General features: G+C 60.9%; 24 protein-coding genes and 1 pseudogene. 9 read left to right on the top strand and 16 right to left on the bottom strand.

Annotated elements, in window-relative coordinates; translation table 11 throughout:
- Positions 1 to 42: 42 nt before the first annotated feature.
- The 10 genes from CU110_RS15650 to argC form a co-directional block, all read right to left on the bottom strand.
- A complete protein-coding gene (locus tag CU110_RS15650; RefSeq protein ID WP_077380014.1) occupies positions 43 to 447 on the bottom strand; it encodes an ATP synthase subunit I in 405 nt (134 codons plus the stop codon).
- A 266-nt stretch (positions 448 to 713) separates the two neighbouring features.
- On the bottom strand, positions 714 to 1622 hold the full coding sequence (locus CU110_RS15645; RefSeq protein ID WP_127736609.1) for a ParB/RepB/Spo0J family partition protein: 909 nt from the start codon (positions 1620 to 1622) through the stop codon (positions 714 to 716).
- Between the two features lie 18 nt (positions 1623 to 1640).
- A complete protein-coding gene (locus CU110_RS15640) occupies positions 1641 to 2408 on the bottom strand; it encodes a ParA family protein (protein ID WP_077379799.1) in 768 nt (255 codons plus the stop codon).
- A gap of 148 nt (positions 2409 to 2556) precedes the next feature.
- On the bottom strand, positions 2557 to 3207 hold the full coding sequence (gene rsmG / locus CU110_RS15635) for a 16S rRNA (guanine(527)-N(7))-methyltransferase RsmG (protein ID WP_084209563.1): 651 nt from the start codon (positions 3205 to 3207) through the stop codon (positions 2557 to 2559).
- Positions 3204 to 5126, bottom strand: a complete 1923-nt coding sequence (mnmG, locus tag CU110_RS15630) for a tRNA uridine-5-carboxymethylaminomethyl(34) synthesis enzyme MnmG (RefSeq protein ID WP_077379795.1) — start codon at positions 5124 to 5126, stop codon at positions 3204 to 3206. The genes rsmG and mnmG overlap by 4 nt, the downstream gene beginning before the upstream one ends.
- Before the next feature lie 779 nt (positions 5127 to 5905).
- The gene (locus CU110_RS15625; protein WP_077379793.1) at positions 5906 to 6652 is read right to left on the bottom strand and encodes an amino acid ABC transporter ATP-binding protein; all 747 of its coding nucleotides are present in this window, start codon (positions 6650 to 6652) and stop codon (positions 5906 to 5908) included.
- A 49-nt stretch (positions 6653 to 6701) separates the two neighbouring features.
- Positions 6702 to 7373 carry an amino acid ABC transporter permease gene (locus CU110_RS15620; RefSeq protein ID WP_084209562.1) on the bottom strand — a complete coding sequence of 224 codons (672 nt, stop codon included), beginning with the start codon at positions 7371 to 7373 and terminating at the stop codon, positions 6702 to 6704.
- Between the two features lie 30 nt (positions 7374 to 7403).
- Positions 7404 to 8111, bottom strand: coding sequence for a transporter substrate-binding domain-containing protein (locus CU110_RS15615; protein ID WP_240499769.1), 708 nt, complete (start codon positions 8109 to 8111; stop codon positions 7404 to 7406).
- A 260-nt stretch (positions 8112 to 8371) separates the two neighbouring features.
- On the bottom strand, positions 8372 to 8725 hold the full coding sequence (gene erpA / locus CU110_RS15610; protein WP_077379786.1) for an iron-sulfur cluster insertion protein ErpA: 354 nt from the start codon (positions 8723 to 8725) through the stop codon (positions 8372 to 8374).
- Positions 8726 to 8871: 146 nt separating this feature from the next.
- A complete protein-coding gene (argC, locus tag CU110_RS15605) occupies positions 8872 to 9915 on the bottom strand; it encodes an N-acetyl-gamma-glutamyl-phosphate reductase (protein WP_077379784.1) in 1044 nt (347 codons plus the stop codon).
- A gap of 254 nt (positions 9916 to 10169) precedes the next feature.
- Here argC and CU110_RS15600 point away from each other — a divergent pair, with 254 nt between their 5' ends.
- From CU110_RS15600 to CU110_RS15580, 6 genes and pseudogenes are all read left to right on the top strand, one after another.
- Positions 10170 to 11921 (top strand): chloride channel protein, encoded by a 1752-nt coding sequence (locus tag CU110_RS15600; RefSeq protein WP_103751499.1) that lies wholly within the window; start codon positions 10170 to 10172, stop codon positions 11919 to 11921.
- Positions 11922 to 11949: 28 nt separating this feature from the next.
- Positions 11950 to 12381 (top strand): protoporphyrinogen oxidase HemJ, encoded by a 432-nt coding sequence (gene hemJ / locus CU110_RS15595; RefSeq protein ID WP_084209561.1) that lies wholly within the window; start codon positions 11950 to 11952, stop codon positions 12379 to 12381.
- A 14-nt stretch (positions 12382 to 12395) separates the two neighbouring features.
- Positions 12396 to 12974 (top strand): annotated as a pseudogene (locus CU110_RS17425) (bifunctional hydroxymethylpyrimidine kinase/phosphomethylpyrimidine kinase); the annotation flags it as partial.
- 93 nt (positions 12975 to 13067) lie between these two features.
- A complete protein-coding gene (gene hemL, locus CU110_RS15590; protein ID WP_077379776.1) occupies positions 13068 to 14360 on the top strand; it encodes a glutamate-1-semialdehyde 2,1-aminomutase in 1293 nt (430 codons plus the stop codon).
- A 135-nt stretch (positions 14361 to 14495) separates the two neighbouring features.
- Positions 14496 to 16076 (top strand): bifunctional aminoglycoside phosphotransferase/ATP-binding protein, encoded by a 1581-nt coding sequence (locus CU110_RS15585; RefSeq protein ID WP_240665425.1) that lies wholly within the window; start codon positions 14496 to 14498, stop codon positions 16074 to 16076.
- 76 nt (positions 16077 to 16152) lie between these two features.
- The gene (locus tag CU110_RS15580; protein ID WP_077379774.1) at positions 16153 to 16563 is read left to right on the top strand and encodes a hypothetical protein; all 411 of its coding nucleotides are present in this window, start codon (positions 16153 to 16155) and stop codon (positions 16561 to 16563) included.
- Between the two features lie 149 nt (positions 16564 to 16712).
- Here CU110_RS15580 and CU110_RS15575 read toward each other — a convergent pair whose 3' ends face one another.
- The 6 genes from CU110_RS15575 to CU110_RS15550 all read right to left on the bottom strand — a co-directional run bounded on the left by CU110_RS15575 (position 16713) and on the right by CU110_RS15550 (position 21030).
- On the bottom strand, positions 16713 to 17819 hold the full coding sequence (locus tag CU110_RS15575; protein WP_084209559.1) for a hypothetical protein: 1107 nt from the start codon (positions 17817 to 17819) through the stop codon (positions 16713 to 16715).
- 28 nt (positions 17820 to 17847) lie between these two features.
- Positions 17848 to 18675: a CsgG/HfaB family protein gene (locus CU110_RS15570; protein ID WP_127736601.1), complete on the bottom strand. Its 828-nt coding sequence runs from the start codon at positions 18673 to 18675 to the stop codon at positions 17848 to 17850.
- An 8-nt stretch (positions 18676 to 18683) separates the two neighbouring features.
- Positions 18684 to 19097, bottom strand: coding sequence for a curli assembly protein CsgF (locus CU110_RS15565; RefSeq protein WP_077379765.1), 414 nt, complete (start codon positions 19095 to 19097; stop codon positions 18684 to 18686).
- Positions 19098 to 19175: 78 nt separating this feature from the next.
- Positions 19176 to 19598: a CsgE family curli-type amyloid fiber assembly protein gene (locus CU110_RS15560; protein WP_205694049.1), complete on the bottom strand. Its 423-nt coding sequence runs from the start codon at positions 19596 to 19598 to the stop codon at positions 19176 to 19178.
- A 92-nt stretch (positions 19599 to 19690) separates the two neighbouring features.
- Positions 19691 to 20374, bottom strand: a complete 684-nt coding sequence (locus CU110_RS15555; protein WP_077379761.1) for a LuxR C-terminal-related transcriptional regulator — start codon at positions 20372 to 20374, stop codon at positions 19691 to 19693.
- Entirely contained in the window at positions 20371 to 21030 is a 660-nt protein-coding gene (locus CU110_RS15550) for a LuxR C-terminal-related transcriptional regulator (protein ID WP_127736595.1), read from the bottom strand. The genes CU110_RS15555 and CU110_RS15550 overlap by 4 nt, the downstream gene beginning before the upstream one ends.
- Before the next feature lie 48 nt (positions 21031 to 21078).
- Between CU110_RS15550 and rdgB the strand changes: the two genes are divergently transcribed.
- The 3 genes from rdgB (at position 21079) to CU110_RS15535 (ending at position 23645) form a co-directional block, all read left to right on the top strand.
- The gene (gene rdgB / locus CU110_RS15545; RefSeq protein ID WP_077380010.1) at positions 21079 to 21699 is read left to right on the top strand and encodes an RdgB/HAM1 family non-canonical purine NTP pyrophosphatase; all 621 of its coding nucleotides are present in this window, start codon (positions 21079 to 21081) and stop codon (positions 21697 to 21699) included.
- Positions 21699 to 22898, top strand: coding sequence for a radical SAM family heme chaperone HemW (hemW, locus tag CU110_RS15540; protein WP_077379757.1), 1200 nt, complete (start codon positions 21699 to 21701; stop codon positions 22896 to 22898). Before rdgB ends, hemW begins: the two co-directional genes overlap by 1 nt.
- 84 nt (positions 22899 to 22982) lie before the next feature.
- Positions 22983 to 23645: an OmpA family protein gene (locus tag CU110_RS15535; protein WP_077379755.1), complete on the top strand. Its 663-nt coding sequence runs from the start codon at positions 22983 to 22985 to the stop codon at positions 23643 to 23645.
- The last annotated feature ends 4 nt before the right edge of the window (positions 23646 to 23649 follow it).

Below are 23649 nucleotides of genomic sequence, written 5' to 3'. Positions count from 1 at the left end.
ATATTCGGAGGGACTCGGGTTGGTGCCTGCCATTACTCTGCCTCAGGTTCGTGTGTACGGTGTTCGCTTCACCAGCCAGGGGCCCAGCCAGTGAACCGCCATTGCCGCCACGTAAGCGCAAAAAAATAAAGCGGGGTTTGAGGGCGGCACTGCAATGAAGAAGAATGCAAACAATACGGCCGTCAAACCGAACTTACCGGCCTCAGCCTGATAGAAGGCCTTGACCATCGCCTGGGCGTAACGTGCGCCCGTCACGCGCAATGAACGCCAGGCAAAGAACAGGTTGGGCAGCAGGCAGACCAGGCCACCACACAGGGCAGACAATGCCGCGCCGCTTCCCTTGCTCACCCAGGACAGGAGTACGGCACACAGAATCACCAGCGCCTGGCCCCAGAGAAGTCGCGCGACCTGAGGGCGTCGCAAGGCAGCGGGTGTCGTCTTGTGCATCGTGAACCTGTCCATCGCAGTGATGACTCTCGCCAATCCCTGTCACTGCGCATCCTGCAGCCGGGGAGCAAACTCGCCGGATTATAGGGGAGCGCCGCATCGCCATCAACCAAACTGCCGGCTAAATTCCTTGATCTTTCGCAAGCTTACGACCAAAGCCTCACCATCTTGCGTGAAACAGATGACAGTTGGCTTACGTTGACAGTCGCTTGCGATGCAGGCGACGTAGGGTTGCGCCTATCACAACCCCCCGTCAAGACGATCTTCTAGTGGATATGACCGAGAATGCCATCCAGCTCATCCAGGCTGGTATAGGAGATGGTGACCTTGCCCTTGCCGCTCTTGCCATGACGGATATTGACCGCCGCCCCCAACTGCTCTGACAGCCGGGTCTCCAGGCGCTGGATGTCCGCATCTGGCCTGGGCGCGGAAGGCTTGGTCTGCTCTCCTTTCTGCACGCTTTTCACCAGCGCTTCCGTCTGGCGCACGGTCAGCTCACGCTCGACCACCTCATGAGCCAGCTTGCGCTGACGTGCAGGACTGAGCCCGATCAGGGTACGGGCATGACCCATGTCCAGCTCACCGCGTTCCAGCAGTGTCTGCACTTCCTGATCCAGCGTCAGCAGACGCAACAGGTTGGCCACTTGCGCACGTGAGCGACCGACGGCATCCCCGACCTGCTGCTGAGTCAGTTCGAACTCGTCGAGCAGGCGCTTGAGCGCCATGGCCTCTTCGACCGGATTGAGATTTTCGCGCTGGATGTTCTCGATCAGCGCCAGAGCCAGCGCGATCTCGTCACTGATGCCTTCCCGGATGACGGCCGGAATAGTGTCCAGTTCCGCCAGCTGGGACGCCCGCCACCGCCGTTCACCCGCGATGATCTCGTAACGTCCTTCCGCGATGGGCCGCACCACGATGGGCTGCATGACCCCCTGGGCGCGAATGGAATCCGCCAGTTCTTCCAGCGCTTCCGGCTGGATGTCACGCCGCGGCTGGTACTTGCCACGTTGCAACTGCCCCAGTGGCAGGCGCTCGAGGCGCTCGCCGGACAGCACGGCTGCCTCGGCCCCGGTATCCGTCGCGGCGCCTTCGGCATCAGATTCGGCATGGCGGCGGCGATTGCCAGCGCCGATCAGGGCATCCAGGCCCCTTCCCAGGGCACGCTTACGCGTCATGGACCTTCCTCGGTGAAGTTACAGCGAGAGACGACGAATCAATTCCTTGGCGAGCACGCGATAGGCCTGGCTGCCACGCGACAGACGCGCGTACTTGGTGACCGGCAGACCATGGCTCGGCGCTTCGGCCACCCGCACGTTGCGTGGAATGGTGGCCTTGATCAGGGTATCGCCAAAGTAATCGGAAAGTTGCTTGCTGACATCGCGGGTCAGACTGTTGCGGGCGTCGTACATGGTGCGCACGATCCCGAACACGTCGAGGGCCGGATTCACGTTGCCCTGTATCTGCTCGACGGTATCCAGCAGCGCTGACAGGCCTTCCAGAGCATAGAACTCGCACTGAAGGGGAATCAGGACGCCATGGGCGGCGGTCAGGGCATTGACGGTCAGCATGTTGAGCGAGGGCGGGCAGTCGATCAGCACCACGTCATATTCCGAGGCGATCGGGGCGAGTGCCTCGGCAAGACGCCGCTCGCGCCCTTCGACATCCAGCAGGTCGACTTCGGCAGCCGTGAGATCGCCATTGCCCGGCAACAGGGCATAGCCGGCATCCGGGCAGTCGAGAATCACGTCGCTGGCCCGCAGTTCACCCAGCAGCACGTCCAGCACGCTGCCTTCCAGGTCATGCTTGTCGATGCCACTGCCCATGGTGGCGTGGCCCTGGGGGTCGAGGTCGATCAGCAATACGCGGCGATCGAGCGCCGCCAGCGAAGCGGCGAGATTGACGGCTGTCGTGGTCTTGCCGACACCACCTTTCTGGTTGGTCAGCGCGATGATCTTGGTCACGAGCGACTTCCTTGGTTCCTTGAGAAGCGAGGCCTTTGGCACCAGCCGCATGCTCACGAGGGCAGATCATGGATCTGCCCTCCCAGAGCCTCAGGCTGCCTGCCTTTTGCGCCCGGCACAATCCCTGCACGCGCCGCGAGACGAGCGGTCAGTCGCGTTTCAAGCGCAGAAGGTGACGTTCACCTTCTTCTCCCGGGACACACAGTCTGAGCGTCTCGACCAGCGAGACACCCGCCGGCAACCGTGCGATCTCGTCATTGGGGATGCGACCTTTCATCGCCAGCCATTCGCCGCCTTTAGCCAGTACGGCGCCTGACAGATTGACGAAGGCGTCAGTATCGGCGAAGGCCCGCGAGATGATCTGCTCGAAGGGCGCGCCATCATAGGCTTCGATACGCACCTGAGTCGGGCTCAGGTTGTTCAGGCCCAGCTCGTGGCCGGCCTGAATCTGGAAACGCACCTTCTTGCCATTGGAATCCAGCGGTACGACAGCGATGTCGGGACGCATGATCGCGATCACGAGACTCGGCAGGCCCGGGCCGGCACCGACGTCCAGCAGGCGTGGCCCGCTGATGTGGGGCAGCACGCTGAGGCTATCCAGCAGATGGCGCGTCACCATCGCCTCCGGCTCACGTACCGCGGTGAGGTTATAGGCGCGATTCCACTTGTGCAACAGCACCAGCAGCGTCATCAGCTGCGCATGCTGCTCATCACTCAGCGCCACTCCCATGGCGCTGGCACCGCGACTGAGCAACTGGGCGCAACGCGCACGCTGCGTCTCGTTGAGCGTCTGACTCATTGCGCGACTCCCGTGTCAGCCGTATCGGTATCTGCTGGAGTCTCCGCCTTGATCAACTGCCGTTTCTTCAAGTGAATCAACAGGATGGAAACCGCTGCTGGCGTGACACCGGAAATGCGGCCTGCCTGGGCAAGCGTCGCCGGGCGCGCTTCATTGAGCTTCTGCTTGATCTCGTTGGACAGGCCATCGACGGAGTCGTAATCGAGACTGGCCGGCAATTCGGTGTGCTCATGACGACGCAGGCGGTCGATCTCTTCCTGCTGACGCTGGATGTAGCCCGCGTACTTGGCGGTGATCTGCACCTGCTCGGCGATGCGCCAGTCGTCGACTCCTTCCCCTTTCAGGCCTGCCACATCCGGATACTCGAGCTCCGGACGCTTGAGCAGCTCCATCAGACTGGCTTCACGCTTGAGCGGTGAGCTGAGCTTGTCGCTCAGCGGGGCCAGCTCCGGGCTCTTCGGCGTCAGCCAGGTGCTTTGCAGACGAGCGGTCTCGCGCTCGATCGCTTCGCGCTTCTGCTCGAACGCCGCCCAGCGCGCGTCATCGATCAAGCCGAGTTCGCGGCCCTTGGCAGTCAGACGCAGATCCGCATTGTCCTCGCGCAGCAGCAGACGATATTCGGCACGTGAGGTGAACATGCGATACGGCTCGCGAGTGCCGAGGGTGATCAGGTCATCGACCATCACGCCGGTGTAGGCCTCGTCGCGCAGTGGATGCCAGGCCTCGTCGTCAGTGGCGCGCAAGGCGGCGTTGACGCCTGCCAGCAGGCCCTGGGCACCGGCTTCTTCATAGCCGGTGGTGCCGTTGATCTGACCAGCGAAGTACAGATTCTTGATGAAACGCGTCTCCAGGGAGTGATGCAGATCCTGGGGATTGAAGAAATCGTATTCGATGGCGTAGCCGGGACGCGTGATGTGCGCGTTTTCCATGCCACGAATCGAGCGTACCACCTCGAGCTGCGTATCGAAGGGCAGCGAGGTGGAGATGCCATTGGGGTACAGCTCGTGGGTATTCAGGCCTTCCGGCTCGATGAAGACCTGGTGGCTGTTCTTGTCGGCGAAGCGATGCACCTTGTCCTCGATGGACGGGCAGTAACGCGGCCCGATGCCATCGATGACGCCGGAGTACATCGGCGAGCGATCGAGATTGGCGAAGATGATCTCGTGAGTGCGCTCGTTGGTATGCGTGATGAAGCAGTTGACCTGCTCCGGATGCATTTCCCGACTGCCCATGTAGGACATCACCGGGCGCGGTGCGTCACCCGGCTGAGCTTCCATCTTGCTGAAATCAACGCTCTTGGCATCGATGCGCGGCGGGGTACCGGTCTTGAGCCGATCAACCCGGAATGGCAGCTCGCGCAGACGTGACGCCAGGCCATTGGCGGGCGGATCCCCGGCACGTCCACCGGCATGGTGGTCCAAACCGATATGGATCACGCCACCGAGGAAGGTCCCGGTCGCCAGCACCACCGTGGTGGCGTGGAAACGAATGCCGGTCTGAGTGACGACACCCCGTACGGTCTCGCCTTCGACGATCAGGTCTTCCGCACCCTGCTGGAACAGCGTCAGGTTCGGCTGGTTCTCCAGCACGTTGCGAATCGCCGCCTTGTACAGCGCCCGGTCGGCCTGTGCTCGAGTGGCACGTACCGCCGGGCCCTTGCGGGCATTCAGCGTGCGGAACTGGATACCCGCCATGTCGGTTGCCAGGCCCATGGCACCGCCCAACGCATCGATCTCCTTGACCAGATGGCTCTTGCCGATCCCACCGATGGCGGGATTGCAGGACATCTGCCCCAGGGTCTCGATGTTATGGGTCAGCAGCAGGGTCTGACGGCCCATGCGGGCAGCCGCCAGTGCGGCTTCCGTACCGGCATGACCGCCGCCGATGACGATCACGTCAAAGCGGTTCGGGTAATCCACGTTGGCACCTCGGGGTATCACGAAACTTGGATGAAGCGCTGTTCGCATGGTGGCGAATCAGGCAAATCGGCCAGACACGACGATGACTCGATGTCTGGATGAATCCGGGACTGACGAACGTCATGGCGAAGACAAGGCGCCGCAGACGGCATGAGCTCGACCCGATGGGGAGCCTGCAAGCCAATCGGATGACGTTCGGGCCGCACAGTATAAACCGCCTGTGGGTAAGCGTCAGGAGTTTTCCACAGTGCCGGGGTGTCCGAACGTCCTTCGGGTTTCCGGATAACAAGATTATATAAAGAAAAGAAAAAGGGGTTCTGTTGATGTTGTAACTACTGTTGTGGACAAAATCAGTGGGAAATCGACTTTATCTCTTAAAAATCAGTATCTTACGATGTTGATATAGTTGGGGAGAAAATGCGTGCTACCTGAGGATGCCACCGGTGGCTTCCTGTGGATGAAACACCGCCTTGTCCACAAGCCCAGTTATCCTCGTTTTCATACCGTGCTGGTACCGGACTTTTCTGCCCTGCTGTGCACAAGTGGCCAGTTTACCCACAACCCCTAGTGCTGCAAGGGCTAACGTACAGAAGGCCGCGGATGATGCCGCAAAATGTCCACAGAGGCAAATCGTCTTCACCTCGACACGCCAACTCTGTAGATAGTACGGGGATAAGCCGTGAGTGGATGGCTACGCTGCCCAGCAGTGGTGCCGGGCAAAAAAAAGCCCCGACCTGACGGTCGGGGCATGGCCTCTCTCAAGAGATGGCAGCGGGGGTTCAGTGCTTGAGAACGCGCGCCAGGAAGCTCTGGGTGCGCGGATGACGAGGGGTGTCGAAGACCTCGCTCGGAGTGCCTTCCTCGACGATGCTGCCCTGGTGGACGAAGACGACGCGATCCGCGACTTCACGCGCGAAGCTCATCTCATGCGTGACGATCATCATCGTCATGCCGTCGCGTGCCAGCTCACGCATCACGTCCAGCACCTCCCCGATCATCTCGGGGTCCAGTGCGGAGGTGGGCTCATCGAACAGCATCAGGCGGGGTTCCATCGCCAGTGAGCGGGCGATGGCGACGCGTTGCTGCTGGCCGCCTGACAGCTGGCCGGGGTACTTGTCGGCCTGCTCGAGAATATTGACCCGCTCGAGCAGCGTGTCGGCCTGTCGCTCGGCGGTCGCCCGGTCACTGCCGCGCACCTTGATGGGGGCCAGGCTGACGTTGTCACGTACCTTCATGTGCGGAAAGAGATTGAATTGCTGGAAGACCATGCCGACTTCGGTGCGAATCGTCTTCAGCGCTCGGTGGCTCTTGCCGTGGGGGATCAAGGACTGTCCGTCCACTTCGATGCTGCCGCCCTGGAACTCCTCGAGGCCATTCACGCAGCGGATCAGCGTCGACTTGCCGGAACCACTGGCGCCGATGATCACCACCACTTCCCCCTGGGCGACCTCGAGATCGATGTCCTTGAGCACATGCAGGCTGCCGAAGTGCTTGTTGATCTTTTGCATGTTCACGATGGCGGTCATCAGGCGCTCCTGGCCGGCGCGAAGGGCTGGCTGATCGGGAAAGAAGAGATCATTGGCCCACCAGTCCGCGACGCTCCAGCATCCGTAGCCCGAAGGACAGGCTCAGCGTGATGACGAGGTAGAGCATGGCGACCATGAAGTAGGTTTCCAGCGCGTTGAAGGTGGTGGCAATGTAAATCTGGCCCTGGCGGACCAGCTCACCGACACCGATCACCGAGAACAGCGAGGTGTCCTTGATGGACACGATCCCCTGATTGCCGAGCGCCGGGATCATGCGACGCAGTGCCTGCGGCCAGATGATGTAGCGGAAGGTCTGGGGGGTGGAAAGGCCCAGTGACAGTCCGGCCTCGCGTTGCCCGCGCGCGATGGACTGCACGCCACCACGCACGATCTCGGAGATATAGGCCGCGGAATTGAGCGCGATGGCTGCGATACCGGCGGTCAGGGCATCGATGGGCCCCCCGATGATCTGCGGCAGACCATAGAAGATGAACAGGACCTGCACCAGCACGGGCGTGCCGCGGAAGATCTCGATGTAGGCGGTGGCGACCCAGCGCAGTATCCGGCTGGGGGAGAGGCTCAGCAGGCCAAACAGGATGCCGAGCATGAAGCCGATGGCCAGGCCACCGAAGGAAATGGCGAGGGTCCAGGGGATCCCCTCGAGCAGGTACGGCACGGAGGAAATCGCCGCCTGCCAGTCAAACTGGAATTGAACGTCCACGTGGGGCTCCTTGGCACCATCATCTCGCGCTTATTCGCTGTCGCTCGGCAGGGCGCCGAACCACTTCTGATAGATCTCGGCGTAGCTACCATCGGACTTCATCTCGGCCAGTGCCTTGTTGGCGGCGTCGGTCCACTCACTGCCCTCGGTGAAGGCGATGCCGTACTGCTGACCTTCATAGAGCGGGCCCACTGTCTTCACGCGACCGTTGCCCTTGGTCTTGGCGAAGTAGCCGACATTGGGAGCGTCATAGAAGACGGCATCGACGCTGCCGGACATCAGTGCCATGTACATGTCGGCGCTGCCGGGATAGGGCGTGATGGTGGAGTCTTCCAGATTGGCGGTGAGGTAGTCATAGCTGGTGGAGCCGATCTTGGTGCCGATCTTCTTGCCTTCCAGCCCCTCGATGCCCTCGATGTCGCCATTGTTGGCCGCGGTCAGGATCCGCAGGCCGGAGTCGTAATAAGGGTCGGTGAAGTCGACGATCTTCTCGCGGGCCTCGGTGATGGTGATGCCGGCGATGGCGACATCGACGCTGCCGGTCTGTACGGCCGGGATGATGCCATTGAAGTCCATGGTCTTGAGGTCGATATCGAAACCGGCGCGCTCACCGATGGCGTTGAGGATGTCGATATCGAAGCCGACCATCTTGCCGCTTTCCTGATCGAGCATCTCGAAAGGCACGAAGCTCGGGTCAGTCGCGGCCTTGAGGGTGACGGCATGGGCGGCACTGGCCATCAGGGTGGCGGCCGCGAGACCGGACAGCGAGGCCAGCAGGTGGGATCTACGCATTTTACATGCCTCTTTATATTTAGATTTTAGGATGTAGTGCGTTTTCAGAGTGACGAGAGCACAAGATCCCGTCAAGTCTGCGAGCGCCGCCGTGCGGCGGGTTGGCATTCGCAACCTGCTGAGATAGTGAAAAAAAATCGCCCCCTATCGGAAACCGATAGGGGGCGATCAGGTGGCGGCATCGCGCCGGATGTCATGCTGCGCCGTCAGACCATGAAGGACGAACCACAGCCACAGGTGCTGGTGGCATTCGGGTTCTGGATCAGGAAACGCGCCCCGGCCAGACCTTCCTCGTAGTCGATCGTCGAGCCGACCAGATACTGGTAGGACAGCGGGTCGATCACGACCGCGGCTTCGCCCAGCTCGACCACGGTGTCGTCCTCAGCCATGTCGGTGGCGATATCGAAACCGTACTGGAAGCCGGAACAACCACCGCCAGTGACGTAGACCCTGAGACGTAGCTCCGGGTTGGCTTCTTCCGCGCGCAGCGCAGCGATCCGGGCCTTGGCGCTCTCGGATAGATACAGCGGCGTGGGGATGAAGCTTTGTGCTTCGCTCATGCGGGCCTCCTCGAAGGAGTCGGAGGCCGGGCGCTGAAGACAGCGCCCGGCACGGTATAGAGAACGGAATGCTGCCTATTATCCCTATATCCGAGCAAAAGGGTCAACTTTGTCTGACGTGCTGCCTTGCTGGCGACACTGGCGGCTCAGGGCATCATCGCCGGCGCCCCGATGCCGGTCATCTCATCCAGGCCGAACATCAGGTTGAGGTTCTGGATGGCCTGACCTGATGCGCCCTTGACCAGATTGTCGATCACCGACAGCACGACCAGGGTGTCGCCATTGCCCGGACGATGCAGGGCGATGCGGCACAGGTTGGTGCCACGCACGCTGCGCGTCTCCGGATGGCTACCCAGCGGCATGACATCGACGGCGGGGTGATCGGCGTAACGCTGCTCGAACAGCGCCTGCAGATCTTCCAGCGTACCGCTGAAGCCGCTCAGGCGCGGATAGAGAGTGGAGTGGATGCCACGGATCATCGGCGTCAGGTGCGGGACGAAGGTGAGGCCGACCGCGCTGCCCGCTGCCATGTCCAGCCCCTGGGTGATTTCCGGCAGGTGACGGTGACCGGAGGCGCCGTAGGCCTTCATGGACTCGCCGGCTTCACACAGCAGTGAGCCGACCTTGGCACCGCGACCGGCACCGGAAACGGCGGACTTGCAGTCGGCGATGATGTTGTCGGTCTCGATCAGACCGGCTTCCAGCAGCGGAATGAGCCCCAGTTGCACGGAGGTCGGGTAGCAGCCCGGCACCGCGATCAGACGGGCTTCACGGATGGCGTCGCGATTGACTTCCGGCAGGCCGTAGACGGCTTCGCCGAGCAGTTCCGGTGCACCATGCGGCTGGCCATACCATTCGGCCCAGACGTCGGCGTCCTTGATGCGGAAGTCTGCGGACAGGTCGATCACGCGGGTGCCACGGGCCAGAAGGTCGCCGGCCAGCGCATGAGCGACGCCATGCGGCGTGGCGAAGAACACGGCGTCACAGGCTGCCAGCACCTCGGCATCCGGCTCGCTGAACGCGAGGGTGTCGTAGTGGCCGCGCAGATTGGGGTACATCTCGTCGACACGCACGCCCTTCTCGCTGCGTGAGGTGATCACGGTCACTTCCACCTGCGGGTGGCTGGCCAGCAACCTGAGGAGCTCCACTCCGGTGTAACCGGTGCCGCCGACGATACCTACCTTGATCATGCTGCCTCCCCGCTTTCGAGCGGTGTCCTGTTGATACGAATGTGACTCGTGTGTCCGGCTTGCTGATGCGACCTTTTGCGGCCTGTGCGCGAGACAGGCGTTGCGCCATGCTGTGCCGAGGTTGTCGGATTGTGCACGGTCGCGACGGTGCGCAATCGATATGATACACAGGTGTCAGGCGGGCAGTAATGTGCTGCCGACATGGATGTTCATCGTCATCGTCAGTGCCTTTCAAGGAGTCGTGAGTGTCACGCCTGTCGCGTCCGCATCTGCCTCGTCCCAGTCTCGACAATTTCCGGCGCAAGCTGGCGGCGGTCGATGCCCTTCCCCAGCTGTGTCTGCTGGGACTGATCGCTGGCCTGCTGACCGGCTCGTTGATGGTCGGTTTCCGACTGTTGCTGAGCGCGGGGGCACTCGGCTTCATGCCGGATGACAGCCCGGAAAACTTCGAGGGCCTGGCGCCCTGGGTGCGCGCGTCATTGCCCTTGCTGGCCGTGCTAGTGATCGGCATCGTGCTCGGTCGTCAGCATCCTGCTCAGCGCAAGCTTGGCATCGGTCATGTCATCGAACGCCTGACCTACCATCAGGGCAAGATGCCGCTGCGTGCCTGGCTCAACCAGATCGTGGTCGGGGTCGTGAGCGTGCTGGGTGGCCTGTCCGCCGGACGTGAAGGACCGGCCATCCACCTCGGGGCTGGCGCTTCCAGCTGGGTCGGGGAGCGTCTCAAGCTGCCCAACAACAGTCTGCGAGTGCTGGTTGCCTGTGGCACGGCCGCGGGAATTTCCGCCTCATTCAATACGCCGATCGCCGGTGTCATCTTCGCCATGGAAGTGGTGATGATGGAGTACACCCTGACAGGCTTCATGCCGGTGATTCTGGCTTCGACCGCGGGTGCGGTCGTCTCGCAGCTCGTCTATGGCGCCGAACCGGCGTTCGCGGTGCCTTCTCTGCTATTGCACTCGCTGCTGGATCTCCCCTGGGTCGTGATCACGGCACTGGTGATCGGGCTGCTGGCGGGAGGTTTCGTGCACCTGGCTCGGCAGCAGGAGCGTGCCGCGCGTCTGACATGGTCAGGACGGATGGCACTGGTGGGGCTCTCGACGGCCGCCGTGGCCTGGTGGTACCCGCAGGTGCAGGGAATCGGCTATGACAGCCTCGCCCAGCTGCTCGACGGTCAGCTGGCGCTGGATGTGCTGCTGGCGCTGGTCATCGGCAAGCTGATGCTGTCGGCGATATGCGTCGCCTGTGGAGTGCCCATCGGCATCATCGGCCCCGTCGTGGTGGCCGGTGCTGCCGCGGGTGCCCTGATGGGCATGCTGGGCGGCTGGATCTTGCCGGACCAGGCCTCGGACATCGCGCTCTACGCCCTGCTCGGCATGGCGGCGATGATGGGGGCAGTGCTTCAGGCTCCGCTGGCGGCGCTGATGGCACTGCTCGAACTGACGCATTCTCCCAATATCATCCTGCCCGGCATGCTGGCCGTGGTAGTGGCGGGGCTGACCTGCCGCCAGCTGTGCCATTGCCAGGGATTCTTCATCTCGACGCTGACGGCGCAGGGCTTGCACCCGCTTCAGCAACCCTTGATGCAGGCGCTTTCCCGAGTCGCGGTGCCGGCGGTGATGGAGCGCTCCGTGGTCAGCGTGCCGCGGCGCATCACTCGTGAGCGTGCCCGCGCCCTGCTCGAGAGCAAGCCTGTCTGGCTGGTGGTCACGCGTTCGACGCCGGAAAAGCCGATGGTGGCGCTGCCGGCGGCGGATCTGGTGCGTGTGCTGATGGATGAGCACTGGCGAGAGCAGGAAGCGCTCGACCTGCTCGAGATTCCAGCCCAGCGTCTGGATCTCGCCCCGATCCATCTGCAGGCAACGCTGTCGGAAGCCTATGAGCGGCTGCTGCCGAGCAATGTCGATGCGCTCTATGTGGAGCACACCACGGCCCCGATGATTCGCAAGATTTCAGGTATCATCACGCGTGATGCAATAGAGAGCTACTATCGATACAAGCCGTGATTCCGCCCCTGACTGACGGAGTTTCCCCATGTATCTGTGGATCAAGGCGTTCCATCTGATTGCCGTGGTGTGCTGGTTTGCCGCCCTGTTCTATCTTCCGCGTCTTTACGTCTATCACGCCCAGGCGCGTGATGCCGGCGACATCAAGGCCATCGAGTACTTCAAGACCATGGAGCGCAAGCTCTACCGCGGCATCATGATGCCGTCGATGATCGCGACTCTGGTGCTGGGCATCTGGCTGCTGGCACTGGTGCCGAGCTTCATGAGCATGGGCTGGATGCACCTCAAGCTGGCCATGGTCGTGCTGCTGGTCGGCTATCACCATGCCTGTGGGCTGTACCTGAAGCAGTTCGCTGCCGACACCTGCAAGCGAACCTCACGCTACTTCCGCTTCTTCAATGAAGTACCGGTACTGATGCTGGTGGTGATCGTCATCTGCGTCATCGTCAAACCGTTCTGAGAGCCAGCGCTGCCATGACTGAGTGCCCAGCAAGACTGCCCTGTGTTCTGGTGCTGGCGGGACATGACCCCAGCGGCGGCGCGGGTCTGATCGCCGACAGTGAGGCGATTCGGGCCGGTGGTGGCTGGGCGCTGACGGTACCGACGGCGCTGACGGTACAGAATTCCAGCAATGTCCAGGCAGTGATGGCGCAGTCAGGCGAGTCGATTCTGGCGATGGCGCATGCCCTGCTCGATGATTTTCGGCCTCGGGCGCTCAAGATCGGACTTCTCGCCAGTCACGAAGCGCTGATGGCGACGGTTACGCTGATCGATGAACTTCGCCAGCACTGGCCCGCGCTTCCGGTGGTATGGGACCCGGTACTCAAGGCCGGCGGAGGCCATGAGCTCTCCAGTGAAGCGCTGATCCAGCAGGCGCGCGAAACGCTGCTGGCGCGGGTGGATGTCATCACGCCCAATCGTGGCGAGCTTGCGCGTCTGGCAGCCTGTCCTGAGGGTGCCGGCGAGAATGAGCTCGCCGAGCGCTTGCTGATGGAAGGTGCAGGCGCCGTGCTGGTCACCGGGACTGACCCCCTGGATCATGATGACGCCTCGCTCTCTGATTATCCACACCGTCTTGAGTCATCAATGACTCTTTCCCATTTTTCGCGGCCGTCGTGCCGCACCGTGTCCCTCAAGAGGTATGTCATGACCACGTCCGCTGCCCAGTTCGAACGCGCCAGCCGTCACATTCCCGGTGGCGTCAATTCGCCGGTTCGCGCCTTCAAGGGACTGCATCGTCCGCCGGTGTTCATCGATCATGCCAAGGCCGCCTATCTCTTCGATGTCGAAGACAAGCGCTATATCGATTACGTCGGTTCCTGGGGACCGATGATCACCGGCCATGCCGATGAAGACGTGCTCAACGCCGTGCGTGAGCGACTCGAGAGCGGTCTGTCCTTCGGTGCGCCCACCGAGATCGAATCCGAGATGGCCGAGCTGATCTGCGAGATGCTGCCAAGTCTCGACATGGTGCGCATGACCAACTCCGGCACCGAAGCCACCATGTCGGCGATCCGCCTGGCGCGTGGTTTCACCGGTCGCGACAAGATCGTCAAGTTCGAAGGCAACTACCATGGCCACTCGGACTCGCTGCTGGTCAAGGCCGGCTCAGGTGCATTGACCCATGGCGAGCCCAGCTCCCCGGGCGTGCCGGCCTCGCTCGCCGAGCACACCATCACGCTGGACTACAACGACGCCGAAGGTGTGCGCCGTTGCTTCGCCGAGCTGGGTGATCAGATCGCCTGCATCATCGTCGAGCCGGTGGCCGGCAACATGAACTGCATTCCGCCGGTGCCTGGCTTCCTGGAGAGCCTGCGTGAAGTGTGTGATGCCCATGGCAGCGTGCTGATCCTCGATGAGGTGATGACGGGCTTCCGTGTCGCGCTGGGTGGCGCTCAGGCGCATTACAACATCACGCCGGACCTGACCTGCCTGGGCAAGATCGTCGGCGGCGGCATGCCGGTGGGCGCCTTCGGTGGCAAGCGCGAGATCATGCATCATCTCTCGCCGCTGGGCCCCGTCTACCAGGCGGGCACCCTGGCCGGCAATCCGCTGGCGATGGCTGCCGGGGTCGCGCTGCTGCGCAAGCTCCAGGCACCGGGCTTCCATGCCGAGCTGACCCGCAAGGTCGAGATGCTGTGTGACGGCCTGGAGAGTCGTGCCAAGGCCGCCGGCATCGCCGCGATCACCCAGCGGGCAGGTGGCATGTTCGGACTGTTCTTCACGGATCAGTCCGCGGTCACCGATTTCCAGTCCGCCACGCGTTGTCGCCAGGAAGACTTCGCGACCTTCTTCAACGGCATGCTGGCAGAGGGAGTCTATCTGGCGCCGTCAGCCTATGAGGCAGGTTTCATGTCCGCCGCCCACAGCGACGAGGATATCCAGGCCACTCTTGAGGCTGCCGAGCGCGTCTTTGCACAGATGGCAGCCTCGGCCTGAGTCCTGAGTCGGTCAGACGGTAGAAGCCGGTATCGACCCGCTCGGCAGGCTGCCGGGCGGGCCGCCATCCGGTACACTTGCCGCCAACGATAGCGATTGCGCTAATGACCCTATAGCCAGCTTGCCTTAGCGGAGATGACCTTGAGCCAGGCCCTGATTCGAGCCCTTCACACCGCCGATTGCTTCGATCACCCCGTGAAGGATATCGAAGTGCACGAGACGCACATCTCGTGGATCGTGCTGACCGGCGACTACGCCTACAAGATCAAGAAGCCGCTGGATTTCGGCAGCTTCCTGGATTTTTCCACGCTGGAGCGTCGCAAGCACCTGTGTGAACAGGAGGTGCGCCTCAATCGCCGTCTGGCACCGACGCTCTATCTGGATACCGTGCCGATTTCCGGTACGCCGGAGGCGCCACGCATCAATGATGAGAGTGCCGTCTTCGAGTATGCGGTGAAGATGCGTCAGTTCTCCAACCGGCACCTGTTCAGCGCCTTGCAGGCCAGCGGTGAGCTGTCGCTGGAGCTGCTGGACGACCTGGTCGATCAGCTGGTGGCCTTCCACGAGCAGGCTGAACGCATCCAGGGTGACAGTGATCTTGGCAGCCCGCAGATGGTCAGCCGTACCATCGACAATGAGTTCACGTTGATTCGTCCGCGCCTCGAAGAGGAGGCTGCGCTCATCAAGCGTCTGGCGCTGTTGCAGGAGTGGACGGAAGAGACCTTCCAGCGTCTCCAACCGGAATTCGAGCGTCGTTGGCAGGAAGGCTTCGTGCGCGAGACCCATGGCGACATCCATCTGGGCAACGCCGTACGTCACGAAGGCCGAGCCTTGCTCTTTGATGGTATCGAGTTCAATGAAGAGCTGCGCTGGAACGATGTCGGCTGTGATCTGGCCTTCCTGGTGATGGATCTGGAAGCCCGCGATGAGCCGGCCTTCGCCCATCACGCCCTGAATCGTTACCTGGAGCTTTCGGGTGATTACTCGCTGGTGCGTCTGCTGCCGTACTACAAGATCTATCGCGCGCTGATTCGGGCCAAGGTCGCGATGATTCGCTATCACCAGCCGGAGTTGAGTGACGCGGATCGTCTCGACGTGATGGCGGAGTATGAGCGCTATATCGAGCTGGCGGAGCGCTACAGCGAGATCCGCTTCCCGTACATGATCATCGGCGTGGGGGTCTCCGGTAGCGGCAAGAGTCGCTTCACCGAAGAAATGGTGCGTGAGCTGGGGGGTGTGCGCATCCGCAGCGATGTCGAGCGCAAGCGCCTGTATGGCTTTGCCGCGGATGCCGACACCGGCTCGGGTCTCAATGGCGGCATCTATACGCCGCAGGCGACGCATGCGACCTACGAGCGGCTGTCGAATCTGTCAGCCACCCTGCTGGAATCGGGAATCCCCGTCTGCATCGATGCCACCTGCCTGAAGAAATCACAGCGTGATCGTCTGCGTCACGAGGCAGAAGCCCGTGGCCTGCCCGTGCTGATGATCAGCTTCGAGGCCGATGAGGAGACGCTGCGCAGGCGCATCGTCAAGCGCAGTCAGCGTAGTGGCGAGGCGTCCGAGGCGGGGCTTGAGGTGCTGGACAAGCAATTGGCCAATCGTGAGCCGTTCGCTCCTGAGGAGCATGGTCAACTGATCCATATCGACACGACAGCGCCCAACGCTAACGTAACGTTGGCACGCTTGATCCGCGAGCAGCTTAGACTGCACTAAGCCCAACGACATGCTGAAAGGAGCATGGCGAGCCCCGATCTGCATTTGAGAACTCTGCATCAGATAAGGAAATACCATGCGTCATAATCTTGCACCTACCGCTGCCGTCGCCATCAGCCTTGCACTGCTCGCCGGTTGCTCAAGTCAGCCTTCCACGGCGGATCTGATGCGGGGGCAGGCAGAGGAAGCCAAGGCTGTCGCCCAGGTGCGCGATCAACTGGCCGACCAGTGGGAAGAGGGCAAATCACTGGTCGCGGCAGGTGAGAAACAGATCGTCAGTGGTGAAGATCTCGTCGATGACGGAGAAGCCAATATTCGCAAGGGCCAGGCCTTGATCGAAAAGGGCAACAAGCAGATCAAGAAAGGCAAGGGCCGTATCACCAGTGGCAACAAGCAGGTCGCCCAGGGTCGCAAGATGGTGGATGAGAGCCTCTCGACCTATCGCCAGTCTTTCCCGGAACAGTCCGTGACACTGGAAAAGAAGTAACCCGCCATCGCGATAATCATTTCGCAGCTGATACTGGAAGGCCGCTGACATTCGTGTCGGCGGCCTTTTCCTTTGATGGCATCACCAGAGCTTAAAAATGAAAAACCCCGCTTGCGCGGGGTTCTGTAAGACATCTTGGTTGGGCGTGATCAGTACTGCATCACGCTCGCCACGTTGCCACCGCCGGTCTGGGTCACGCTGGCGGTGTTCATCGCACCGGACTGCACGACGTGAGCACGGTTGGCGACGAAGCTCAGGATGCCACCTGCCTGCTGAAGGACTTCGGAGCTGTGGCCAGAGCCAGTCTGTTGGACGCGGGCGTGATCGTTGTAGCCAGTCTGGGTGATCAGAGAGTCACTGTTGGTACCACCTTGCTCGACGATGGCGTAGTTGGAATATCCGCTCTGACTGTTGATGGCCAGATTCTCGCTTCCCGTCTGGCTGATGTCGGAGTACTGCAGCATGTCTGACTGAGTCACCCGCGCAGTGTTGTTCGCATTGCTCTGATTGACGAGCGAGTCATGGGAGCTGCCGTCCTGAGTGACTCGTGCGACTTGATTTGCACCGGCCTGGGTGACGGTTGAATCGATACGTGAGCCGGTCTGGGTCACGACGGCAAGGCCCAGTTCACCGGTCTGTGAAACCGTGGAGTTGTTGAAGCGTCCTTCCTGAGTGACACGTGCACGGTTGTACTCACCGGTCTGCATCACATCCGAGGCGTGCTGGTAGCCGGTCTGGGACACCCGGGCAATCGCATAACTGCCTTGCTGAGTGGCCATGGAATCATTGAATACCCCTGTCTGTGTCACGACCAGAGTATTTTCACGCCCTGCCGGCGAGCCGCTGGCACCCTGCCAGGATTCAGAGTGGTTGGCAAAACCATCCTGGGTGACGCGGGTGAGGTGCTTGTAGCTCTTCTGGTTCAGGTCAACGGAATTGTAGGCACCCGTCTGATTGACGATACCGGTGTTGGTGCTGCTGTACTGCTGTGATTTTACCTTGTTGGCACCCCCCAGCTGATTGACGCGAATCGTATGATTGACGCCGTTCTGATAGGTGTTTGCCTTGTTGAAAGCCCCTGTCTGGTCAATATCACTGTCATGTGAGCTGTTGAGCGAGCCGCCATCTCGAGACGTCTGACCTACCTTGGCCTTGTTCATGAAGCCGGTCTGGTCGACATCCGATGTATTGTTGTCTGCCATGGCGTGAGAAGAGATGGCGATGGCAGCAGCGAGAAGGCTGATTTGAATCTTCATGGTAAGTTCCCTTGTATTGATGCTCGCGTTACAGCATTGGCGTGGGCGCCTGGAGATAACTCATCAGTTCCGACTTCTGCATGTCCGCCGGGTCTGCCAAGGCCCATAGCTGGCGCTCCACCCCTTGAGCAATCAGGTGGATGACAGCGGCCTCGATGGCCGACATCACGGCTAGCTGGACTGGCTCATTGTTGGTATAGCCTGTCTCCATTTCCAGCAATCGACTGAAATCGATGAAGCGATAGACGCCCGCTCGAAGCTCGCGAGAGTAGATCGTCTTGCTGGTATTGACGTTGGCGATGACCTGGCCGGTGGTGATATCCACTGCGCGCAGATTCACGGTCACCTGGTCGACCTGATACTGACCCGATGCCCCGATACCGAAGTACTCTGCCCCAGAGCCACCTGTCCTGACATTGGAATCAAAGGCGATGATGCCGCCTTCGAAAAGCAGGTTGGCTGCCTGCAATGCCTCAATATCCCCCTGGCCGGTTCTCTCCAGATTGGCCCGGATGATCTTGCGTTCCGTGAGCAGGTTCTGCAGGCCGACACGCTCCAGAGGAATGAACCAGCCGGAGTCGGAGAGAGCGGCACTCAGCATGGCCGCCCCTCCCTGGGTCACTGCCGTGGAGAAGGTACTGGCCGGAGCCGGTCGGTACTGGCCTGTCTGGTCCCGGAAATCGTAGATGGCGACGGGAATTCGCCCGGCTGGTGGCGGGAGATTGATCAGATCGTTGTAGGTGGTGGTTCTTGGCATCAAGGTGCTGGGCATCCCTGCCAGCCCCTCGGTATGCGCCACCATGGGAGCACAGCCCGCAAGCGCCAGGCCGGTCACGGCCATCAGCGAGGTAAGCATCTTCCGTGTCAGAACGCATTGCCTGAGGTGCCAAGATTGATGACGGTCGTTTCTCCGGTCGCACGATCCAGCACCTGCATGGAGAAACCGCCATTGCCGTTACTGACGACCTCGACACGCAACTGGGCGCTGTCGATCACGCTGGTACGGCCTGGCTCACTGGTATCGACGGCATCGGTGATGGCGTCGGAGACCAGGCTGTTGCGAAGGTCACTGATGAAGAGTTCTGTCTCTGAAAGACTGTCGAACGAGTAGGCATCGGGATCCTCATGGGTATCCTGTGCCTGGGCCTTGCTGAGCAGATAGCTGCCATTGAGAGGGTTGCCGCCGAAACTTGGATTGACGGGCTGATAGATGAGTTCGCCGGCATATAGCGGCATCGCCGATAACAGCAACGACACCGCGAGTGTCTGATGCTTCATGATGTTCCCCTGTTCCCTTGCACATTGTCAGGGTCTTCGTGATCGAAGCCCTTTTATTATGGATTCAACCTGTGCTTTTCAGAATTCATCGCCCGCCATGTCCGGATCGTCCTGGAGTGCTTCCAGCACCTTGCGACGCAGGAACTGGTTGGAGACGGTGGTAACGGCTGAGCTTGCGTAGAGGTCGACGTCATTCACTCTCGGGGGCAGGGTCGCCTCATAGAGAACGGTATTGCCCTCCGTGATCCAGATGAGGCTGCCCCAGCGTGCCGAAGGACGCTCGTGAATACTCAGAGAGGTGTTTCTCAGGGCTGGACTATCAAGGCGTTGCTGGCTGAATTGACGATAGAAGGTCTTGCCGATCATCGTCATGGTGCGATCTATTATCACCCCGCTCAGGCCATCACTGAGTCTGGAGCGAGGCCGCTGGATGGCGACCCCATCGTGGCCATCCGCCCGGGCCCCGCTGCCTTCGCTGGCAACCGAGACTTCTGGTTTCACCGCCTCCGGCGCTGATTGCGCGGAGGCATGCGACATCAGGGAAAGTGCCAGTCCCCATGCAAAGGCATGGTGGACAACCATGCCTGCGGCGCTCACGACATCTGTGCTCGACGAGCGATACGCGGTGTACGTGATACCGGCATGGCAAGGTTCTGGCGAGCCCAGTTCATGGCCTGGATGCGATTGTGCACCTTGATCTTGCGGAAGATGTTGTAGAGGTGTGACTTGACCGTATGTTCGCTGACGAACAGCTGGTCTGCTATCTCGGTATTGGAGGCACCCGTGCCCAGCAGGCCGATGATCTCTACCTCGCGCTGCGTCAGACCGCAGACGGGGCGATAGGCGTTCAGCTGCTGACGACGGTAGAAGTCCAGCAAGCGAGTCATCAGCGGGCGGGACATCCACATGTCGCCTTCCAGCAATTTCGCGATTCCCTTGCTGATCAGCGACAGACTATCCTGACGATAGAAGACACCCTGCAGGTGCGTGCTGACCAGCAGGCTTGCGGCCTCTTCCTCATCACTGATGTTGATCGCTGCCAGCTCGGCACTGGCATCCTGACTGGCATCAGCATCCCAGCGTTGCATCGTGGTCTCGTCGACGTGGTCGGTATCGAGAAGCACGATCGTCCTGTCTGCCTGCCCTGGGGTGTAATCCTCGTCGGGGCTTGCGGAAGCCACCTGACACTCAAGCTGCTGGCGAATGTAATCCATGAACAGCGCTGACTGCGGATTGCAGTCAGTCACCAGCAGCACCATTGCATTCCCTGTAATCATGGTGCGAGACCTCTGAGTTGTCTTACCGATTTTCTTGCGTGCTGCGGGAGGTAGAGATTGAGATGCTCGTGCGCCCACTCGATGGCCTGATGCCGGTTGTGAACCCTGATTTTACGAAAGATATTATATAAATGAGACTTTACCGTGTGCTGACTGAGGTTCAAACGTTGAGCAATATCGACATTACTCTGTCGAGTGGCGATCAGGGATAATATTTCCAGTTCCCTTTGCGTCAATCCCATGACAGGTTGGAAGGCGATCTGTTGTTGTTGACGATAATGACGAATCAGCGATTGCATCAATTTTCGCGATAACCATATCTCCTCGTCCAGCATCGCCTTTATACCCTGACTTATCTGAGAAAGATTATCATGTCGGTAGAAGATGCCGTTCAAGGGAACATGCAAAAGCAGGGCGATGGCAGCGTCCTCATGCTCGACATTGAATGCGGCTGACCTGGAAAGCGAGCTCCAGTGGGTCATCTTCGCCAGATCGCATTGTGCGCTGTCGATCAGCACCAGATTCGGCGTGGCAGGCGTGTCGGCCTCCCTGTCGCAGGCTTCCACGGAGCATTGAAGCTGTTCATGCAGATAATCGACAAACAGCTCAGTCTGTGGAGACAAGGCGGTCACGAACAGGACTTTGGTCGTTTGCATGGGGCACTCCTGCCGCACGTTTCTTCTGACACCACCCCGGAGATGTTCATGTCTGCCTCATCACTTGTGCTGGCCAGCGGCAATGCTGGCAAGCTGCGGGAATTCGCTCGCTTGCTGGCTCCACTGGGTATTGCCCCGATTCCTCAGAGCCAGCTGGGTGTCAGTGATGCCGAAGAGACCGGGTTGACCTTCGTCGAGAATGCCTTGATCAAGGCGCGTCATGCCGCCGCCATCACCGGACTTCCGGCGCTGGCCGATGATTCGGGGATCGAGGTCGATGCGCTGGACGGCGAGCCCGGTATCTACTCGGCACGTTTCGCCTCGCGTCGTCAGCAAGGCCAGGGAGATCAGGACAACAATGCGGCCTTACTGTCAGCGCTGGAAGGTGTGCCGGAGGAGGCGCGTACGGCGCGCTACTGGTGTGTGCTGGTCTACCTTCGGCATGCGGCAGACCCTGTCCCCATCATCGTGCAGGCCAGCTGGGAGGGCCGGGTGCTGACCGCTCCGAGTGGTGATGGCGGTTTCGGCTATGACCCCCTCTTCTGGTTGCCAGAGCAGGGCATGAGTGCGGCACAGCTTGAGGCATCCACCAAGAATCGACTCAGTCACCGGGGCCGTGCCATGCAACAGCTGCTTCAAGCATTGACCGCTGCAAGTGAGAGCGCTTGATGTCCGTCGAGTCGTTGCCGCCGTTATCCCTCTATATTCATGTGCCGTGGTGCGTGCGCAAATGTCCTTACTGTGATTTCAACTCCCACGGTGTGGGCCGCGATGCCCATCTACCGGAAGTGGAGTACATCACGGCACTGCTGGCGGATCTGGACCAGGATCTCCAATGCCTCCAGGGGCAGCCTGAGCGTGAACTGCAAAGCATCTTCATCGGTGGCGGGACCCCGAGCCTGCTGAGCGGGCAGGCCTATCAGCGGCTGTTCGATGGCATTCGCGAGCGCGTGGCACTGTCCGAGGGATGCGAGATCACGCTGGAGGCCAATCCCGGCACGCTGGAACAAGGCCGCTTCGCTGCCTATCGCGCTGCCGGCATCAATCGGCTGTCCATCGGGGTACAGACCTTCCAGCCGGAACAGCTCAGCGTACTGGGGCGTATCCACTCCGCACAGGAGGCCGAACGGGCGGTTGCCAGCGCACGTGCCGCCGGTTTCGACAACTTCAACATCGACCTGATGCATGGCCTGCCGGGACAGACATTGGAAACGGCGCTGGATGACATCCAGCGCGCACTGGCGCTCAAGCCCACTCATCTCTCGTGGTATCAACTGACGCTGGAGCCCAATACCGAGTTCTACTCGCGCCCCCCGGTGCTGCCGGAAGATGATCTGCTGTGGGACATTCAGGATCATGGTCACGAGATGCTGGAAAGCGGCGGATTCCGTCGCTATGAAATTTCCGCCTACGCCCTTGAGGGGCGAGGGGCACGCCACAACCTGAACTACTGGAAATTCGGAGATTATCTCGGCATCGGTGCGGGCGCGCACGGCAAGCTGACGCTGGCGAAGACGGACAGCAGCGGGAACTTCACTGGCGAGCTGCAGCTCCAGCGACGCTGGAAGAGCCGGCAGCCCCAGGCCTATCTGCGTCGCATGCAGGACCCGCGTGGCTTCATTGCCGGTCAGCAGGAGATCGCCCCGGAAGAGCTGGCACTCGAGTTCATGATGAATGCGCTGCGTCTGACGGATGGCGTCAGCTTCGAGGAGATGCGCCGCACGACCGGGCTTGAGCGCGAGGCCTTGGAGCCGGGGCTGAGTCTGGCGCGCGCGCGCGGGCTTATCGTTGAGGATGACGCGCTGTTGCGTGCCTCGCCGCAGGGCTTATTGTTCCTCAATGACCTGCTGGCCATGTTCGACACCTGAACGATCAGGCATGATCACACCAGAATGTGGCACTACGCCGATGTCGTCTTGCCATCCATGAGAGTGAAGATAGGGAGCGTTACCATGAAGAAGTCCGTACTCCTGGCCCTGCCGCTGGCAGCTGCCGTCGCGATGGCGGGTTGCACCACGACCAACCCGTATACCAATGAGCAGCAGACCTCCAGTACGGCCAAGGGTGCCGGTATCGGGGCTGTCGTTGGTGCCATCGCCGGGGCGACCAAGAGTGGCAACCATCGTCTCGACAAGGCGCTGATCGGCGCGGCAGCCGGCGCGGCAGCCGGTGGTGGCATCGGGTATTACATGGATGTCCAGGAAGCCAAGCTGCGTGATCAGCTGCAGGGCACCGGCGTCAGCGTGACCCGTGTCGGCGATCAGATCATCCTCAACATGCCGTCCAACGTCACCTTCGGTTCCGATTCCAGCACTCTGTCCGGCCAGATTCAGCCGGTCATGGATGGTGTGATCACGGTCCTCAAGGAATATGACGAGACTCGCGTCAACATCGCGGGCTATACCGATTCTACCGGTGCCAGCAACTACAACCAGAATCTGTCCGAGCTGCGTGCCCAGGCGGTCGGCAACTATCTGGCCAGTGGTGGCATCGCCTTCAATCGTCTGAACATGCGTGGTTATGGCGAAGCCAGCCCGGTGGCATCGAATGATACCCAGTCCGGTCGTGCACAGAACCGTCGCGTCGAGATCACTCTGACTCCGCTGGAAAGCTGAGTCT

Origin of the sequence: Cobetia sp. ICG0124 (genome assembly GCF_004006355.1) — a bacterium.
Classification (GTDB): domain Bacteria; phylum Pseudomonadota; class Gammaproteobacteria; order Pseudomonadales; family Halomonadaceae; genus Cobetia; species Cobetia marina.
This window is presented reverse-complemented; position numbering and strand designations above follow the sequence as displayed.